Genomic DNA, 17,942 nt, shown 5'->3' with positions numbered 1-17,942 from the left:
AAGTGCGGAGCGCGGCGGCCGTTACCATCGGTCGGATACCAGCCACTGCGATTCAAAGGAGCCTCGCAGCACGTGAGCGACGAAGCCGCCAACACCGAACCCGAAGTTCTCGTCGAGCAACGGGATCGGATACTGATCATCACCATCAACCGGCCAAAGGCCAAGAACGCCGTCAACGCCGCCGTCAGCCGGGGACTGGCCGACGCCATGGATCGGCTCGACAGCGACAAGGGCCTTTCGGTGGCCATCCTGACCGGCGCGGGTGGTTCGTTTTGTGCCGGAATGGATCTCAAGGCGTTCGCGCGCGGCGAGAACGTCGTCGTCGAGGGCCGCGGCATGGGCTTCACCGAACGCCCGCCGGTCAAGCCGCTCATCGCCGCGGTGGAGGGATACGCGTTGGCCGGCGGCACCGAGCTGGCGCTGGCCACCGACCTGATCGTCGCGTCCACAGACTCGGCGTTCGGCATCCCCGAGGTCAAGCGCGGCCTGGTGGCCGGCGGCGGCGGGTTGCTGCGGCTGCCCGAGCGCATCCCCTACGCGATCGCCATGGAGCTGGCGCTGACCGGCGACAACCTGCCGGCCCAACGCGCCCACGAGCTCGGCATGGTCAACGTCCTGGCCGAGCCGGGCAAGGCGCTGGACGCCGCGATCGAGCTGGCGGAGAAGATCACCGCCAACGGGCCGCTGGCGGTGGCCGCCACCAAGCGGATCATCACCGAGTCCCGCGGCTGGAGCCGCGACACCATGTTCACCGAGCAGATCAAGATCCTGGCCCCGGTGTTCTCGTCGAACGACGCCAAAGAGGGTGCGATCGCGTTCGCCGAGAAACGCCCGCCGCGCTGGACCGGAACCTAACCGGTCAGGTAGCGCTGCACGGTCGGCCCGAGCCAGCCGACCAGGTCGTCGACGCCGGTCGACGCGAGCGGCTCGATCTTGAGCTGATAACGCGCGAACGCCAGCCCCGCCAGATGGCTGGCCACCAGCTCGACGCGCAGCTCGGCGTCGGACACGCCGAATTCCGTCGCGACCCGCTTCGCGATCGGGCCGGCGAGGCTGTCGTGCAACACCTTTCGCGCCTGCGGGTGGATCACGGCCGACCGCCACAGCGTCATGAACGGCTCGAACACGGCGCCCTCCTCCCAGTGCTCGAGAAAGCGGCGCACCAGCCTGGGGCCGATCCGCTCGGTCCCCTCGTCGAGGAGCGTGGACAGCTGATGCAGCGGGTGTTCGGGCCCGGTGAGCGCCGACGCGGTGAAAAGCCCCTCCTTGCTGTCGAAGAAGTAGTAGACCATCGCGACGTCCACCCCGGCGTCGGCGGCGATGGCGCGGACGGTGGCCCGCTCGTATCCCTCGCGCATGAACCGTTCGCGGGCCGCGTCGACGATGCGCTGCCTGTTCTGCTGACCCGTGCGCCACCGGCCCGCGCGCCGCTGCTCCGCCATGACCGCCACAATACTTCAGCAAGCGTTGATGAATCTGGTGCGCGGGCGTATGTTGTTCTTCAACGGAGGTTGAAGTATCCGTCGATGTATCCGAGGGAGGCCCGACATGACGACCCGCACGCGACGACGCCTGTGGTGGCGACACCTGATGTCCGTCCTGCTCTTCCCGGCGACGGTGACGCTCGTCGTCCCGGCGCTGATCGTGTTTCCGGCGGGTGTGCATTGGCCGCCGTTCGGTGCGGCGGCGACGGCCGCCCTGGCGACGGCGGGCTGCCTGCTGATCGCCGCCGGCCTGGCCCTGATGGTCTGGACCAACATGCTGTTCGACCGGGTGGGCGAGGGGACGCTCGGGATCGGCCCCGTCATGGGGGAGCCGGTCCACCTCGTCGTACGCGGGCCGTACCGGCACGTGCGCAACCCGATGATCACCGGCGTGCTCTGCATTCTGCTCGGGGAGGCGGTGATCACCGCATCCGGCGCGCTGCTGACCTGGTTCGCGGTCTTCCTCGCCTTCCAGGCGCTGGCCATCCGGTTCTGGGAGGAGCCGCATCTCGTCGGGAGGTACGGCGCCGAGTACGTCGACTACCGCCGCAACGTGCCGCGCTGGATTCCCCGGATCACGGCCTGGACGCCCGGCCGGTGACGCCACCCTGGCGGCCCGCGACGATACTTAGATGACTTACACTGTGGGCTAGATTTGTAAAGGGCGGGGACCCACGAAGGATCGAGGATGAGCATTTCGTTGCTGCTGGAGATGGCCGCGTCGAGCAATCCCGATCGCGTGGCCGTCGTCTCCGACGACGTGCGCCTGACCACGCAGCAGCTCAGCGATCTCGCCGACGGCGGCGCGGGCGTCCTCGCGAAATCCGGTGCCCGGCACGCGGTCTACGTGGGGACGGGCGGCGCGATGCTGCCGCTGCTGATCTTCGCGGCGGCGCGGGCGGGGTTGCCCTTCACCCCGCTCAATTACCGGCTCTCGGCCGACGGCATCCGGGCGCTGATCGAGCGGCTGCCCGATCCGGTGGTGATCGTCGACGCCCGCTACCGGGACATGGTCGGCGACGCGTCACCGCGCGTGCAGCTGTCCGACGAATTCCTGACGGTCGCGCGGGACGGCGCCGCCGCCGACTTCGAAGCGGAGTTCGCCGACCCGGACTCCGTCGCCATCGTGCTCTTCACGTCGGGCACCACGTCGCAGCCCAAGGCCGTCGAGCTCTCGCACAACAACCTGACCAGCTACGTCACCGGCACGGTCGAATTCGGGTCGGCGGAGCCGACCGACGCGGCGCTGATCTGCGTGCCGCCGTATCACATCGCCGGGATCAGCGCCGCGCTGTCGAACCTGTACGCCGGGCGCAAGATGGTCTACCTGCCCAACTTCGACGCCGACGAGTGGGTGCGGCTGATCAACGCCGAAGGCGTGACCACCGCGACCGTGGTGCCCACCATGCTGGACCGAATCGTCACGGCGCTGGAAACCGGCGGCCACGACCTGCCGTCGCTGCGCAACCTGGCCTACGGCGGATCGAAGGTGGGGCTGCCGCTGGTCCGCCGGGCGCTCGAACTGTTGCCGAACGTGGGCTTCGTCAACGCCTACGGGCTGACGGAGACCAGCTCGACGATCGCGGTGCTGACCCCCGACGACCACCGCGAGGCACAGTCGGCGGAGGCGGCCGGCCAGAAAAGCCGGGCCCGGCGGCTGGGGTCGGTCGGGCGGGCGGTGCCGGGCGTCGAGCTGCAGATCCGCGACGAGGACGGCAACGTGCTCGGGCCCGGCGAGACCGGCGAGCTGTTCGTGCGCGGCGACCAGGTGTCGGGCCGCTACACCGGCATCGGCTCGGTGCTCGACGAGGACGGGTGGTTCCCGACGAGGGACATCGCCACCCTCGACGAGGACGGCTACCTGTTCATCGGCGGCCGCAGCGACGACACCATCATCCGCGGCGGCGAGAACATCGCGCCCGCCGAGCTGGAGGAGGTGCTGATCGAGCACCCGCACGTCCGCGATGTCGCCGTGGTCGGCGTTGAGGACCCGCAGTGGGGGCAGGCGATCGTCGCGGTCGTCGTGCCGGCGCCCGGCCACGACCCGGACCCCGACGCGCTGCGCGAGCACGTCCGCAAAACGTTGCGCGGGTCGCGCACCCCGGACCGGGTAGTCTTTCGCGACGAGTTGCCAACCACGCCCACCGGCAAGGTGCTGAGGCGCGAGATCATCCAGGACCTAGAAGAGTTACGGGCCGCCCGGCCGAGCAGTGAGCAGAGGGACGAAAAACCATGATCAAGAACGGAACCCGCCTGGCCAGCCAGGTGTGTGACACCCAGGTCATCGTCGTCAGAAGCGCCGACAGCCTCGACGACCTGCGCTGCGGCGGCGCGCCGATGGTGCCCATCGGCGCCGAGCGGTCGGGCGAGCTGGACCCGGCGTTCTCCGACGGCACGGTGATGGGCAAGCGCTACGTCGACGAGACGGGCGCCGAGGTGCTGGTGACCAAGCCAGGCGCGGGCAGCCTGAGCGTCGGCCAGACCCCGCTACAGCTCAAAGAGGTCAAGCCGCTGCCGGCCAGCGACTGACGATCGGCTAGGCGCCGGGAATGCCGTTGCGGCTGACGAATTCCCTTGCCTTGATCAGGAATTCGAGCTGCTCGCCGACCTGGCTCAGCGGTCGCACGCAGCGCGTCGAGCGGGACAGCACGATCGCGCCCTCCAGGGCGGCGATCGACATCACCGCCAGCGACTCGGCGTCGTCCTCGTTGAAGCCGTCGTTGGCGAACGCCTGGGTCAGTGCGGTGCACCAGCGGCCCAGGATGGCGCCGGCCTCGGCGGAAAGCCGGGGCTCGTCGTCGTCGGAGCCGATGGCCGCCGCCACCACCGGGCAGCCCGCGGTGAAGTCGCCCTCGGTCAGCAGCCGTTCCCAGAACTCGATGAACTCGCGGATCAGGGCCTTGGCGCCCCAGCCGGCGGCGTCGTCGATCATGGCGGTGATGGAGTCGCCGGAGTAGCGCAGGGCCTCGGCCAGGATCTGATTGCGGCCCTCGGGGAAGTGGTGGTACACCGAGCCGCGCGGCGCGCCGCTGCGGGCGAGCACCTCGTCGATCGTCACCCCGGCGGCCCCGCGCTCGCGCATCACCTCGGCGGCGCTGATCAGCATCCGCTTCTTGGTGTCGCGACGCTTGGTGGCGACTGCTCCGGCGGACCTCATGCAGCGTGCGAGTGCCGGGGTACCGGCCAGTGCATGTTGCGGGGGCTGAACCGGAACGGCCGACGCTTCAGGTCGGGCATCTCGCGGGTGAATTGATAGCCGGCGACGTTGAGCTCGATGATCCACATGATTTTCTCCCGGCGGCCTGGGCGCGGCCAATGATTATGCTTAGAAACATATAAGACATCGGTCGAGTAAGCAAGTTTTATTCCCTAACTATGGCCGGTATTCACGGCGAATGGTGTGCGGGCGGTGTCAACGCTGCTGGTCAGCGCGAAGGTAACGATCCGGTTTCTATGATGTATTGCATAATTTCTGCGGCTGCGCTTCACTTTGACGATGGAACTACCGAACCTCGACACCGTGACCCTCGAGCGCGACGGGCACGTGCTGCTGATCGGCCTGAACCGGCCGCACAAGCGCAACTCGTTCGACCGGGCGATGCTCGCCGACCTGGCCCGCGCCTACGCGGTGCTGGAATCCGACGCGTCGGTGCGGGCGGGGGTGCTCTTCGCGCACGGCGAGCACTTCACGGCCGGCCTTGACCTCGTCGACGTCGGCCCGGGCATCGCGGCGGGGCAGAGCCCGATGCCCGACGACGGCCGGGACCCCTGGCGGCTGGACGGCGCGTGGACCACGCCGCTGGTCGCGGTCGCGCAGGGCTGGTGCATGACGCTGGGCATCGAGTTGCTGCTGGCCGCCGACATCCGCATCGCGGCGGCCGGGACCCGGTTCACCCAGCTCGAGGTGCAGCGCGGGATCTACCCATTCGGGGGTGCGACGATCCGCCTGCCGCGCGAGGCGGGTTGGGGCAACGCCATGCGCTGGCTGCTCACCGGCGACGAGTTCGACGCCGCCGAGGCGCACCGCATCGGGCTGGTCCAGGAGGTGGCCGACGACCCGGCGGCGGCGCTGGCCCGGGCGCGCGAGATCGCGCACACCATCGCCGACCGCGCCGCGCCCCTGGGCGTGCGGGCCACGCTCGCCTCGGCCCACCTGGCCCGCAGGGAGGGTGAGGCCGCCGCCATCGAGGGGCTGCGCCCCGCCGTGGTCGAGCTGTTCGCCAGCGAGGACGCCGCGGAGGGCGTGCAATCGTTCATCGAACGACGGCAGGCCCGGTTCTCGGGGCGCTGAGTCGCCGCGAGCAGACGCAAAAGCCCCCAAAACCGGCGAGTTTTGGGGGCTTTTGCGTCTGCTCGGCGTGGCTACTCGACGGTGTAGCCCATCGGCATCAGCACGCTCTTCTGCTGCGTGAAGTGCTCGACGCCCTCGGGGCCGTTCTCCCGGCCAATGCCGGAGTTCTTGTAGCCGCCGAACGGGCAACACGGGTCGAAGGCGTACCAGTTGATGGCGTACGTGCCGGTGCGGATCTTCTCCGAGATCTCGATGCCCTTGGGGATGTCCGACGTCCACACGCTGCCGGCCAGGCCGTACACCGAGTCGTTGGCGATCTTGATCGCGTCCTCCTCGGTGTCGTAGGGGATGATGGACAGCACCGGCCCGAAGATCTCCTCCTGGGCGATCGTCATCTTGTTGTCGACGTCGGCGAAAACCGTTGGCTGCACGAAGAAGCCGTTGGCTAGGTCCTCGCGCCCTTCGGGGCGCGAGCCGCCGCACACCAGCCGGGCGCCCTCCTCGATGCCCTTGGCGATGTAGCCCTCGACCCGGGCGCGCTGCTTCTCGCTGATCAGCGACCCGATCTGGGCGGCCGGGTCGGACGGCGGCCCGACGGGCAGGGCCTGCACGAAAGCGCTTACCGCGTCCACGATTTCGTCGTAACGCGACCGCGGCGCCAGGATGCGGGTCTGGCCGACGCAGGCCTGCCCGGTGTTCATGATGCCGGAGAACACCAGCATCGGGACCGCCGACGCCAGGTCGACGTCCTCGAGCACGATGGCCGCCGACTTCCCGCCGAGCTCGAGCGTGCACGGCTTGAGCATCTCCGCGGCGCGCCGGCCGATCTCCTTGCCGACGCTCGAGCTGCCGGTGAACGTGAACAGGTCGACGTCGGGGTTGGAGGTCAGCGCCTGGCCGGTCTCGATCCCGCCGGGCACCACGGACAGGACCCCCTCGGGCAGACCGGCGTCGACGAAGATGTCGGCCAAAGCGTTTGTGGTCAAAGGCGTTTCGGCGGCCGGCTTGAGCACCACCGTGCAGCCGGCCAGCAGCGCCGGGCCGAGCTTGTTGACCGCCAGGAACAGCGGCACGTTCCAGGCCACGATCGCGCCCACCACGCCGATCGGCTCGCGGTGCACGATGGTCTGCCCGTAGGAGCCGTTGCGGATCTCCCGCCACTTGACCTGGTCGACGGCCGGGCCGGCGAAGAAGTTCATCGCGCCCATCGTCCCCATCCAGTGCATCGTCTCGATGGTGGTCGGCGGCTGACCGGTCTCACCGGCGAGCAGCGCGGTCAGCAGCTCCTTGCGCTCCTCCATCAGCTTGGCCGCCTTGGCGATGACGGCCGCGCGCTCCTTCGGCGGCGTCGAGGGCCACGGGCCGTTGTCGAAGGCGGCGCGGGCCGCGGCGACGGCGGCGTCGACATCGGCCGCCGCGGCCGTCGGCGCCTTGCCGAAGTACTCGCCGGTGGCCGGGCAGCGCACCTCGATCACCTCGGAGGTCGACGGCTCCGTCCACTTGCCGCCGATGAAAAGCTTGTCGTATTCGGTCTTGATCTCGGTCATATTCGGCACCCTACCCAAGCCGGGGTAAAACGAGAACCTGTTCCATTATCGGGGCGACAGCACCAGCACGAGATTGCTCACCAGGAACTCCCGCAGCACCGGCACCCGCGTCAGCCACCACGCCCAATGTGGGTGGTAGCGGGGAAATGCGGCCACCGCCGCGCCCGTGCTGTCCGCCCAGGCCAGGCCGTCGGAAGCCGACACCGCGAACAACGACGACCCGTAGTCGTTTTTGGCCGGATGCCCGTGCCTGCGGACGTAGCGGGCCGCGGCGCGCGCGCCGCCCAGGTAGTGGCTCAGGCCCATCTCGTGCCCCCCGAACGGGCCCAGCCAGACGGTGTAGGACAGCACCGCCAGCCCGCCCGGTCTGGTCACCCGCAGCATCTCGGCGCCGAGCTGCCACGGCCGCGGCACGTGCTCGGCGACATTCGACGACAGGCAGATGTCCACCGAGTCGTCGGCGAACGGTAGCGCGGTGCCCGACGCCCGGACGAACGTGCCGGGGCCGCTGGTCAAATCCGTTGCGGCGCCGTGCATCTCGCTAGGGTCCGGTTCGACCCCGATGTAGTCGACCCCGGCGTCGGCGAAGGCCGTCGCGAAGTATCCGGGCCCGCCGCCGACGTCGAGCAGCGTGCGGCCCGCCGGCGGCGCGCCGTGGCCGGCCAGCCACAGGTCGCCGACCATCGCCGCGGTGTCGGCGGCCAGCGCGCCGTAGAAGCGGGCCGGGTCGCGGCGCTCGTAGCGGAACTCCGACAGCAGCCGCACCGAGCGGGCCAGCGTCGCCCGTCGCGCGAAAACTCGCGTGATCGGGGAGGTGACGGCCACCGGCCAACCCTACGGCCGGCCAACCCTACGGCCGTCGGTCTCTGCCGCGAGCGTGCGCAGTTGCACGCATACAAGCGGCATGTCGCGTACAAACGCGCACGCTCGCCGGAGGGGGATCCGCGCCAGGATAGGCTGACGACCGATGTCTGATCTGCGCTCGGTGCTGCTGCTGTGCTGGCGCGATACCGGACACCCCCAGGGCGGCGGCAGCGAGACCTACCTGCAGCGCATCGGCGCACAGCTGGCCGCCTCGGGCATCGCCGTCACGCTGCGCACCGCCCGCTATCCCGGCGCCCCCCGCCGCGACGTCGTCGACGGCGTGCGGATCAGCCGCGCCGGCGGGCGCTACTCGGTGTACGTGTGGGCGCTGCTGGCGATGGCCGCGGCCCGGCTGGGGCTGGGGCCGCTGCGCGGGGTGCGCCCCGACGTGGTGGTCGACACCCAGAACGGCCTGCCGTTTTTGGCCCGGCTGGTCTACGGCCGCCGGGTGCTGGTCCTGGTGCACCACTGCCACCGCGAGCAGTGGCCGGTGGCCGGGCCGGTGCTCGGCCGGCTGGGTTGGTTCGTCGAGTCGACGCTGTCGCCGCGGGCCAACCGGCGCAACCAATACCTGACCGTGTCGCTGCCGTCGGCCCGCGACCTGGTCGCCCTCGGCGTGGGCAACGAGCGGATCGCTGTGGTGCGCAACGGTCTCGACGAGGCCCCGGCGCAGTCGCTGTCCGGCCCGCGCGCCGCCGCACCGCGGGTGGTGGTGCTGTCGCGGCTGGTGCCGCACAAGCAGATCGAGGACGCGCTGGACGTCGTCGCGGCGCTGCGGCCGCGGATACCGGGCCTGCACCTCGACATCGTGGGCGACGGCTGGTGGCGGCAGCGACTGGTCGACCGGGTGCGCGCGCTCGGCATCTCCGGCGCGGTGACCTTCCATGGCCACGTCGATGACGTCACCAAACACCATGTGCTGCAAAGCTCTTGGGTGCACGTGCTGCCGTCGCGCAAGGAGGGCTGGGGCCTGGCGGTGGTCGAGGCCGCGCAGCACCGGGTGCCCACCATCGGCTACCGATCCTCCGGCGGGCTGTCCGACTCGATCGTCGACGGGGTGACCGGCATGCTGGTCGACACCCGGGCCGAGCTGGCGGATCGGCTGGAGCGGCTGCTGTGCGATCCCGTGCTGCGCGACCAGCTCGGCGCGAAGGCGCAGACCCGCAGCGGGGAGTTCTCCTGGAAGCAAAGCGCCGACGCGATGCGCGGCGTGCTGGAGGCGGTCCAGGCCGGCCGCTTCGTCAGCGGCCTGGTGTAGCGCGGCGCCGCGCCGCGGTGCGGACGGCCCCGCCGGCGCCCACGACCAGCAGGGCCAGCCACGCCAGGTGCGCGATCTCGACGGCCCGGCGGCGCCCGGCCGGCGCACCGCCGGTGTCGCCGCCGATCCGATACAGCGCGAGCTCGTCGTCGCGGTAGACCGGCGTGAGCGCGTCGAGGGTGCGCGCGGCCGCGCCCATCTCGCCCGCGGTGCCCGACTCGACGACCAGCCACCCGACACCGGCCAGCGCCGACGGCTCCGGCCCGCCCAGCAGCAGGTCCTGCACGGCCCGGGCCCGATTGCCCTCCCCGGGAACCGTCACCCCGGAGATGACCAGGTCGCCGGTGGTCAGCACGTCGGCGCGCACCCAGCGCGGCAGCGGGTCGAGCACCGGCGCCGGACCGGACCAGCCGAACCGGCGCATGGTGCCGGCGGGCAACACGGCGACGGTCCTCGGGTCGGCGTTGATCGCCCCCGCGACGGCGGCCCACCCCGGCGGATAGCGGGCCGGCTCCACCCTGCCCCACGCGCCCCAGGCCAGGTCGGGCAGCGCCAGGATCAGCGCCAGGCAGCAGAGCGCCGCCGCAGCCGCGGACCCCGAAAGCCACCGGCGCAGCGTCGGCACCGCGCCGGCGCCCGCCAGCGCGTATCCGGGCATCGCCAGCGCCACCCACTTCTGCCCGTCCCGCAGCACGCCGAACCCGGGTGCGGCGTCGACCAGCGCGCGCAGCGCGTGCAGCCCGGGGCCGGTGGCCAGCGCGGCGGGCACCAGCACCGACACCGCCGCGAGCGCCAGCAGCGGCACCGCAGCCGGGCGGCGCACCACCGCCGGCAACCCCGCCGCCACCACACCAAGCAGCACCACGGCCGACGACACCGCGAAAAGTGTTGCCCGCGAAGCGGGTACGGCCTCGCCGTTCCAGATGCCGCCGAGACTGGCCAGGCTGAACAGCGTGCCGAGGCCGGGCTCGGCGCGCGGCGCGAACGCGTCCACGCCGAGCGCACCCTGCGAGCTCAGCGACGAGCCCAGCGCCGCCGCGGTCAGCCAGGGCAGCGCGGCCACCACCGCGACGCCCAAAGCCGTTGTGGCGCATAGCCAACGGGGTCGCCCCGCGCCCGGCGCGGCCGCGCAGACCAGCGCGACCGTCGCGGCCAACAGCAAGCCGGTCGGCGTCAACCCCGCCAGCGCGGTCCAGAAGACCAAACCGAAGACTGCGCCCCCCGCCGCGCGCAACTCGAGCATCGCCGTCGCGACCCACGGCAGGCACCCGTAGCCGACCAGCAGGCTCCAGTGACCCTGCAAAAGCCGTTCGGCGACATAGGGATTCCAGATCGCCAGCGTGATCGCGACGAACTCGCCGGCCGCGCCCGCGTCGGGCAGCGCCGTCGCGACGAGCCGGGCCGCGCCCCAGCCCGCCAGCCACAGGCCCGCCACCAGCAGCGCCTTCACCACCACGCCGCCGTCGACCACGCGCGAGGCCAGCGACACCGCGAAATCCTGCGGCGCCGCCCGCGGCGCGGCCGTCAACCCCAGGGCGGCATCGGACAGATAGGACCGCGGCGTCGAGACCGCGTCGCGCAGCAGCAGGTATCCGGGCTTCAGCAGCGGCCCGACCACCAGAAGCGCCAGCAGCAGCGCGTACCCCGGCCGGGTCCAGCGCACGGTCAGCGCTTCAACGGAAGCTAGGGCCGTTCGGGCGGGTCGGCCGACGGCCCCGGCGGCTCAGGCTCCTCCGTGGCGACGGTCGGCGGGTCCGACCCCGATTCGGGCGCATCGGGGCGCGCGGCGGGCCGCTGGGTGGGCAGCTTCTCGGTCTCGGCCTCGGCTCCGGGCACCGGTTCCTCCGGCCCGCGGCCGAAGAAGTCCTGATCGGCGCGGTCCAGGCCGGGGTCGGTGAGCGCGCTTTCGGTGCGCAGGCTGAACGAGGCCAGCAGGCCGCCGCCGACCAGCGAGATCAGGCCGACCGCGGTGAACGTGATCGGCAGGACCCGCGACCACAGCGCCAGCCGGTCGCGTTCGTCGCGGGCCGCGTTGACCCGGGATTCGACGGTGTCCTCGTTCGACGTCACGCGGTAGTCGGCCAGCGTCATCTCCGGCTTCAGCGGATCGCGCGCGAAGTAGTGGTTGGCGTGCTCGGTCTGCTTGACGATGGTGCCCGACACCGGGTCCACCCAGAACGTCCGCTGCGCCGCGTAGTAGCGCGTCATGGTGATCTGCTCGGCCGGGTCGCCGCCCTTCACGTCCCACATGGCCGCGGACGTGGTGACCTTGCCGTCCTCGTCGCCGGCGTACAGCGAGGGGTACTTCACCGGGGCCACCAGCTTGCCGTCGGCGTTGTAGCCGACGTTCTGCGTGAAGCGGTAGGTGGTCAGGCCGTTGACGTCCTCCTGGGTTTCGTAGTTGACGTCGAACGGCTTCTGGGCGATCGGATCGAAGTAGGGGTAGGTCTTCTTCTCGGTGTGGAACGGGAACCGGTAGGACAGGCCGTCGTGGCGCAGCGGGATCGCGGTGGGCGGGTTCTCGTCGCCGTACGCGCGCGGCTTCTGCACCGAGCCGCCGGTGTGGGTGTCGTCCGAGACGGCCGTCGCCGTCTTGCGGTTGAGGGTGACGGTGTCGACGATCGCCAGCAGCAGCCCGCTGTCCTTCTGCTTGTCGGTACGCCGCACCGAGGTGCCGACCTGCAGCGTGACCACGTCGGCGTTGGCGGGCGACTCGACGCTGACCTGCTGCTGGGACACCAGCGGCACGTTCTGGTTGACGACGAGATGGTCACCGGACAGCGACGCCGAGTCCAGCGCGGTGCCGTTGCCGTCGCTGATCAACGTGGTGTCGATGTCCAGCGGGATCTTGGCGATCCTGCTGCTGGTGTACGTCGACAGCAGCAGCGCGGCGATCAGCAGGGCGGCCCCGAGCCCGATGACTCCGCATGCGGCGAACCGCAACATGACTGCTCGGTTCACGTTGCCGTGTCCTCCTAGTGGTCCTCATCAGCAGTTCAGACTCGTCGGCCCCCTCTGGCCGGACCGAGCAGCGGCAAACCCGTTTGACCCTAACAGCAGAATTTAAGGTCTCGGCTTACGAACCTAGCGTCATCCGGGTGTACCCGATTCGCTGGCCAACACGCGACGGGCAGACTGTGATCGTGACCGATGGCCAGCAGGCGGGGGGCGTCCGCAGCTTCCTGCCCTCTGTGGAGGGCATGCGCGCCTGCGCGGCCATGGGCGTGGTCGTCACCCACGCCGCCTTCCAGACCGGGCACTCGAGCGGTGTGAGTGGCAGGCTGTTCGGCCGCTTCGACCTGGCCGTGGCGGTGTTCTTCGCGTTGTCGGGATTCCTGCTGTGGCGCGGGCATGCCGCGGCCGCAAGGGATCTGGGACCGCGCCCGCGCACGGGCCACTACCTGCGGTCCCGGGTGGTCCGCATCATGCCGGCCTATCTCGTCGCGGTCGTCGTGATCCTGTGCCTGCTGCCCGACTCCGACCACGCCAGCCCGACGGTGTGGCTGGCCAACCTGACGCTCACCCAGATCTACGTGCCGCTCACCCTGACCGGCGGCCTGACCCAGATGTGGAGCCTGTCCGTCGAGGTCGGCTTCTACCTGGCGCTGCCGGTGCTCGCGTTGCTGGCCCGCCGCATCCCGGTTCGCGCCCGGGTGCCGGTGATCGCCGCGCTCGGCGCGCTCAGCTGGGCCTGGGCCTTCGCGCCGTTCGCGCATGCCGGTCCGGGCATGAACCCGCTGAACTGGCCGCCGGCGTTCTTCTCCTGGTTCGCCGCGGGCATGCTGCTGGCTGAGTGGGTGCACAGCGGCGTCGGGTTGCCGCATCGGCTGGCGCGCCGCCGCGTCTTGATGGCTGTCTTCGCCGTGCTGGCCTACCTGGTGGCGGCATCGCCGCTGGCCGGCCCGGCGGGGCTCGCGGTGGGCAGCGCCGCCCAGTTCGCGGTGAAGACGGCGATGGGCGCCGTCGTGGCATTCGCGCTCGTCGCGCCGTTGGTGCTGGATCGCCCCGACACGCCCCACCGGGTGCTGGGCACCGCGGGCATGGTCACGCTGGGCCGCTGGTCCTACGGGCTTTTCATCTGGCACCTGGCCGCCCTGGACCTGGTGTTCCCGGTGCTCGGGACGTTCCCGTTCACCGGCCGGATGCCCACGGTCCTGGTGCTGACGCTGATCTTCGGTTTCGCGATCGCCGCCGTCAGTTACGCACTGGTCGAGTCGCCCTGCCGGGAAGCGTTGCGGCGCTGGGAAAAACGCGCGAAGCCGGCCGAAACGCGGGTCATAGACGCTGAGGCCGACGCGATCGCGCCATGATCTCGTCGCGCACCGCCGAGCGGCGGGCCTTGCCGGCGTCGTCGCGCAGCGGGGTGTCGACGAACTCGATGAAATCGGGGCTGGGCGGCACCTTGTACGACGCGATGTGCTCGCGGAGGAACTCCTGCACGCCCGCCGCATCCAGCGCGGAGCCGTCGGCCGTGTGCACCAGCGCGTAGGGCACCTGGCCCAGATCCTCGTGCGGCACACCGACGACCAGACACGACATCACCTCCGGGTGCGCCGACAGGGCGTTCTCGATCTCGGCGGGATACACGTTGCGGCCGCCGACGGTGAACATGTCCACCCGGCGGTCGGACAGGTACAGGAAACCGTCCTCGTCGAAATAGCCGAGGTCGCCCAGCGAGTCCCAGCCGTCGCGGGTCTTGGCCCTCGCGCCGACGTACCGATAGGTCGGCGGGCTGCCCGGCGCGGGCCGCATGTAGATCTCGCCGACGACGCCGGGCGGGCAGGGGTTGCCGTCGTCGTCGAGCACCTTCATCTCCCCGGCGACCACCACGCCGACCGAGCCGCGGTGGGTCAGCCACTGCTCGCCGCTGATGAAGGTCAACGCCTGTAATTCGGTGCCGCCGTAGAGTTCCCACACCTTCTCCGGGCCCAGCAGGTCGATCCAGGCCTGCTTGACGGCCGGCGGGCACGGCGCCCCCAGGTGCCAGAACCGCCGGATCGACGAGAGGTCGTAGGACCCCGGGTCGGCCCGGTAGACCGGCAGCGCCCGCTGCATGATCGTCGGCACCGTCGTCAGGAACGTGACCCGGTGCTCGGTGATCAGCCGGAGGAACTGGTGCGGGTCGAACCGGCTCATCAGCACCAGGTGATGGCGCATCAGCAGCGCGATCGTCGCGGTGGTGAAGCCGGTGTTGTGGCTCAGCGGCACCGGCACCATGGTGGTGTCGCCCTCCTGCGCGCCCAGGGGATAGCCGATGGCGGCCGGTATCCGGCTGTCGCCGCCGGACTCGATGAGTTTGGGTCGGCCGGTGCTGCCGCCCGAGCCCATCGCCTTCCACACCGGCGAGACGGCCTCCGGCAGCGCGGCGTCGGACAGCGCCGGGTCGGGCGTGAAACCGACTGGCACGCTTGGGAATTCGGGGTGCTCGCGGCCCACCAGCAGGGCGGGCGGGCGCAGCTCCAGCAGCCCGTGCAGCTCCGCGTCCGGCAGCCGCGCGGACAGCGGTTGGGGCACCGCGCCCAGCTTCCAGCAGGCCACCGCCGCCTGGATCCACTCGACGGAGTTGGGCAGCACCATGGTCACGTAGTCGCCGACGCCGACGCCGTGCTCGGCGTAGGCGCGGGCCAGCCGGTTCGTCGAGGCGTCCAGCTCGGCGCGGGTCAGCGTCAGCCCGTCGCAGGTGACGGCGGGCTCGTCGGGGGCGAGTTCAGCCAACGCCGAGATCTGGGTGCCGATCGGCGGGACCGGCCCCGTCACTGATATGCGCCCTGGCGCTCGAAGATGCGGCGCGGGTTGTCCACCAGCATGGTGCGCAGCTGCTCGTCGGTGACGCCGCGCTGCTTGAGGGCGGGGATCACGTCGTTGTGGATGTGCAGGTAATGCCAGTTGGGCGCCATCTGAGGAACCAGGGCCTCGGGCAGCGCGTCGAAATAGCAGTTGGCGTCGTGCGAGAGCACCATCTTGTCGGCGTGCCCGCGCTCGCACATGGTCGCGACGATGTTCACCCGTTTCTCGAACGGCAGGATCACGTCGATGCCGAACCGGTCCATGCCGAGGTAGGAGCCGGCGGCGATAAGCTCCTCGAGGTAGCCGACGTCGGTGGAATCGCCGGAGTGCCCGATGATCACCCGGCTCAGGTCCACGCCCTCCTCTTCGAAGATGCGCTGCTGCTCGAGCCCGCGCCGCAGCCCGGCGTGGGTGTGCGTCGAGATCGGCACCCCGGTCCGCTTGTGCGCCTGGGCGACCGCGCGCAGCACCCGCTCGACGCCGGGGGTGATGCCGGGCTCGTCGGTCGCGCACTTGAGGATCCCGGCCTTGACGCCGGTGTCGGCGATGCCCTGCTCGATGTCGCGGACGAACATGTCGGTCATGATCTCCGGGCCGTCCAGCAGCCCGCCCGGGCCCTCGTAATGGAAACGGAACGGGACGTCGTTGTAGGTGTAAAGCCCAGTCGCCACAACGATATTCAGCTCGGTGGCCGCGGCGACGCGCGCGATGCGCGGGATGTAGCGGCCCAGCCCGATCACGGTGAGGTCGACGATGGTGTCAACCCCCCGCGACTTGAGCTCGCCCAGCCGGGCGATGGCGTCGGCCACCCGCTTTTCCTCGTCGCCCCAGGCTTCGGGATAGTTCAGCGCGATCTCCGTGGTCATGATGAACACGTGCTCGTGCATGAGCGTGACGCCGAGATCGGCGGTATCGATGGGTCCGCGTGCGGTATTGAGTTCTGACACGACAGTGATGCTAAGTCCGATGGGCGGTTCACCAACAGGTCCGGTTGCAGTACCGTCCAGCGCATGTTGCTCAATCCCAACCGCCTGCAACGCCGCTACCCGGACCGTCGCTCCGCGGAGATCATGGCCGCCACCGTCGACTTCTTCGAGTCGCGCGGCAAGGCCCGGCTCAAGCACGACGACCACGAGCGGGTCTGGTACTCCGACTTTCTGGAGCACGTCGGGCGCGAGCGCATCTTCGCCTCGCTGCTGACGCCCGCCGGCTACGGCACCCAGGATTGCCGCTGGGACACCTACCGGATCAGCGAGTTCGCGGAGATCCTGGGCTTTTACGGGCTGAGCTACTGGTATCCCTTCCAGGTCACCGCCCTTGGCCTGGGCCCGATCTGGATGAGCGCCAACGAGGACGCCAAACGCAAGGCCGCCGCCCAGCTGCAGGCCGGCGAGGTGTTCGCGTTCGGCCTGTCCGAGCAGACCCACGGCGCCGACGTCTACCAGACCGACATGATCCTCACGCCCACAGACGAGGGTTGGGTTGCCAACGGCGAGAAGTACTACATCGGCAACGCCAACGTCGCCCGGATGGTGTCGACGTTCGGCAAGATCGCCGGGACCGACGAGTACGTGTTCTTCGTCGCCGACTCCCAGCACGAGCGCTACGACCTGATCAAGAACGTGGTGAACTCGCAGAACTACGTCGCCAACTACGCGCTGCGCGACTACCCGGTCACCGAGGCCGACATGCTGCACCGCGGGGCCGGGGCCTTCCACGCCGCGCTGAACACCGTCAACCTCTGCAAGTACAACCTGGGCTGGGGCGCCATCGGCATGTGCACCCACGCCATGTACGAGGCGGTCACCCACGCCTCCAACCGCTGCCTGTACGGGACCGTCGTCACCGACTTCACCCACGTGCGGCGGCTGCTCATCGACGCCTACGTGCGGCTGGTCGCGATGAAGCTGGTCGCCACCCGCGCGTCCGACTACATGCGCAGCGCCTCCGCCGAAGACCGTCGCTACCTGCTGTACAGCCCGCTCACCAAGGCGAAGATCACCAGCGAGGGCGAGCGGGTCATCACCGCGCTGTGGGACGTCATCGCGGCGAAGGGCGTGGAGAAGGACACCATCTTCGAGGCGATGACCCGCGAGATCGGCCTGCTGCCCCGGCTGGAGGGCACCGTCCACATCAACATCGGGCTGCTCGGCAAGTTCATGCCCAACTTCCTGTTCGCCCCGTCCGGCGAACTCCCGGTGATCGGCCGGCGCGACGACGCGGCCGACGACTCGTTCCTGTTCGCCCAGGGACCCACCGGCGGCCTGGGCAAGGTGCGCTTCCACGATTGGCGCGCGTCGTTTCAGGGCTTCGCCCATCTGGCCAACGTCGCGCTGCTGCGCGAGCAGGTCGACGCGCTCACCGAGATGCTGGCCAGTGCCACCCCGGATGCGGCCCAGCAGAAGGACATCGACTTCGCGTTCGCCGTCGGCCAGCTGTTCGCGACGGTGCCGTACGCCCAGCTCATCCTCGAGGAGGCGGCGCTGTCGGGTGTGGACGACGCTCTGGTCGACGAGATCTTCGCGGTGCTGGTGCGCGACTTCAACGGCTACGCGGTGGAGCTGAACGACAAGCCCTCGACGACCGACGCGCAGGCCCGCTTCGCGATGCGGATGATCCGCCGTCCAGCCCACGACCCCGCGCGCTACGACCAGATCTGGAAGGAACACGTGCTGCCGATCGGCGGCGCCTACCAAATGCGGCCCTAACAT

At 70.3% G+C, this 17,942-nt stretch carries 17 protein-coding genes; 8 read left to right on the top strand and 9 right to left on the bottom strand.

From position 1 onward, the window contains the following. Positions 1 to 72: 72 nt before the first annotated feature. Positions 73 to 855, top strand: coding sequence for a crotonase/enoyl-CoA hydratase family protein (locus tag OQ968_RS04505; RefSeq protein WP_324675167.1), 783 nt, complete (start codon positions 73 to 75; stop codon positions 853 to 855). Here the strand turns inward: OQ968_RS04505 and OQ968_RS04500 are convergent. Beyond that, positions 852 to 1,442: a TetR family transcriptional regulator gene (locus OQ968_RS04500; RefSeq protein ID WP_324675165.1), complete on the bottom strand. Its 591-nt coding sequence runs from the start codon at positions 1,440 to 1,442 to the stop codon at positions 852 to 854. The two genes, OQ968_RS04505 and OQ968_RS04500, sit on opposite strands and share 4 nt — an antisense overlap. A 106-nt stretch (positions 1,443 to 1,548) precedes the next feature. Between OQ968_RS04500 and OQ968_RS04495 the strand changes: the two genes are divergently transcribed. From OQ968_RS04495 to OQ968_RS04485, 3 genes are all read left to right on the top strand, one after another. Next, positions 1,549 to 2,085 carry an isoprenylcysteine carboxylmethyltransferase family protein gene (locus OQ968_RS04495; RefSeq protein WP_324675164.1) on the top strand — a complete coding sequence of 179 codons (537 nt, stop codon included), beginning with the start codon at positions 1,549 to 1,551 and terminating at the stop codon, positions 2,083 to 2,085. Positions 2,086 to 2,172: 87 nt separating this feature from the next. Beyond that, on the top strand, positions 2,173 to 3,720 hold the full coding sequence (locus tag OQ968_RS04490; RefSeq protein ID WP_324675162.1) for a fatty acid--CoA ligase family protein: 1,548 nt from the start codon (positions 2,173 to 2,175) through the stop codon (positions 3,718 to 3,720). After that, entirely contained in the window at positions 3,717 to 4,013 is a 297-nt protein-coding gene (locus tag OQ968_RS04485; RefSeq protein ID WP_324675160.1) for a hypothetical protein, read from the top strand. Before OQ968_RS04490 ends, OQ968_RS04485 begins: the two co-directional genes overlap by 4 nt. Before the next feature lie 7 nt (positions 4,014 to 4,020). Here OQ968_RS04485 and OQ968_RS04480 read toward each other — a convergent pair whose 3' ends face one another. Both OQ968_RS04480 and OQ968_RS04475 read right to left on the bottom strand, forming a co-directional pair. Continuing rightward, a complete protein-coding gene (locus tag OQ968_RS04480; protein ID WP_324675158.1) occupies positions 4,021 to 4,641 on the bottom strand; it encodes a TetR/AcrR family transcriptional regulator in 621 nt (206 codons plus the stop codon). Further along, on the bottom strand, positions 4,638 to 4,769 hold the full coding sequence (locus OQ968_RS04475) for a hypothetical protein (protein WP_324675156.1): 132 nt from the start codon (positions 4,767 to 4,769) through the stop codon (positions 4,638 to 4,640). The genes OQ968_RS04480 and OQ968_RS04475 overlap by 4 nt, the downstream gene beginning before the upstream one ends. A gap of 211 nt (positions 4,770 to 4,980) precedes the next feature. On the opposite strand from OQ968_RS04475, the gene OQ968_RS04470 reads away from it, so the two are divergent. Beyond that, entirely contained in the window at positions 4,981 to 5,775 is a 795-nt protein-coding gene (locus OQ968_RS04470) for a crotonase/enoyl-CoA hydratase family protein (RefSeq protein ID WP_324675154.1), read from the top strand. Positions 5,776 to 5,846: 71 nt separating this feature from the next. Here the strand turns inward: OQ968_RS04470 and OQ968_RS04465 are convergent, their stop codons facing one another. Both OQ968_RS04465 and OQ968_RS04460 read right to left on the bottom strand, forming a co-directional pair. Beyond that, the gene (locus OQ968_RS04465) at positions 5,847 to 7,322 is read right to left on the bottom strand and encodes an aldehyde dehydrogenase (protein ID WP_324675152.1); all 1,476 of its coding nucleotides are present in this window, start codon (positions 7,320 to 7,322) and stop codon (positions 5,847 to 5,849) included. 45 nt (positions 7,323 to 7,367) lie between these two features. Continuing rightward, a complete protein-coding gene (locus tag OQ968_RS04460; protein WP_324675916.1) occupies positions 7,368 to 8,129 on the bottom strand; it encodes a class I SAM-dependent methyltransferase in 762 nt (253 codons plus the stop codon). Positions 8,130 to 8,289: 160 nt separating this feature from the next. Here OQ968_RS04460 and OQ968_RS04455 point away from each other — a divergent pair, with 160 nt between their 5' ends. After that, entirely contained in the window at positions 8,290 to 9,444 is a 1,155-nt protein-coding gene (locus OQ968_RS04455; RefSeq protein WP_324675151.1) for a glycosyltransferase family 4 protein, read from the top strand. Here the strand turns inward: OQ968_RS04455 and OQ968_RS04450 are convergent. Together OQ968_RS04450 and OQ968_RS04445 are read right to left on the bottom strand one after the other, a co-directional pair. Continuing rightward, positions 9,428 to 11,107 (bottom strand): hypothetical protein, encoded by a 1,680-nt coding sequence (locus tag OQ968_RS04450; protein WP_324675149.1) that lies wholly within the window; start codon positions 11,105 to 11,107, stop codon positions 9,428 to 9,430. The two genes, OQ968_RS04455 and OQ968_RS04450, sit on opposite strands and share 17 nt — an antisense overlap. 20 nt (positions 11,108 to 11,127) lie before the next feature. Next, a complete protein-coding gene (locus tag OQ968_RS04445; protein ID WP_324675147.1) occupies positions 11,128 to 12,405 on the bottom strand; it encodes a DUF3068 domain-containing protein in 1,278 nt (425 codons plus the stop codon). Positions 12,406 to 12,581: 176 nt separating this feature from the next. Here OQ968_RS04445 and OQ968_RS04440 point away from each other — a divergent pair, with 176 nt between their 5' ends. Continuing rightward, positions 12,582 to 13,754 (top strand): acyltransferase, encoded by a 1,173-nt coding sequence (locus tag OQ968_RS04440; protein ID WP_324675145.1) that lies wholly within the window; start codon positions 12,582 to 12,584, stop codon positions 13,752 to 13,754. Here the strand turns inward: OQ968_RS04440 and OQ968_RS04435 are convergent. Together OQ968_RS04435 and OQ968_RS04430 are read right to left on the bottom strand one after the other, a co-directional pair. Then, a complete protein-coding gene (locus tag OQ968_RS04435; RefSeq protein WP_324675143.1) occupies positions 13,720 to 15,201 on the bottom strand; it encodes an AMP-binding protein in 1,482 nt (493 codons plus the stop codon). The two genes, OQ968_RS04440 and OQ968_RS04435, sit on opposite strands and share 35 nt — an antisense overlap. Then, a complete protein-coding gene (locus tag OQ968_RS04430; RefSeq protein WP_324675141.1) occupies positions 15,198 to 16,178 on the bottom strand; it encodes a phosphotriesterase-related protein in 981 nt (326 codons plus the stop codon). The genes OQ968_RS04435 and OQ968_RS04430 overlap by 4 nt, the downstream gene beginning before the upstream one ends. Before the next feature lie 63 nt (positions 16,179 to 16,241). Here OQ968_RS04430 and OQ968_RS04425 point away from each other — a divergent pair, with 63 nt between their 5' ends. Then, positions 16,242 to 17,939, top strand: coding sequence for an acyl-CoA dehydrogenase family protein (locus OQ968_RS04425; RefSeq protein ID WP_324675139.1), 1,698 nt, complete (start codon positions 16,242 to 16,244; stop codon positions 17,937 to 17,939). Positions 17,940 to 17,942: the final 3 nt, after the last annotated feature.

The organism is Mycobacterium sp. 663a-19, from assembly GCF_035616495.1.
Classification (GTDB): Bacteria; Actinomycetota; Actinomycetes; order Mycobacteriales; family Mycobacteriaceae; genus Mycobacterium.
This window is presented reverse-complemented; position numbering and strand designations above follow the sequence as displayed.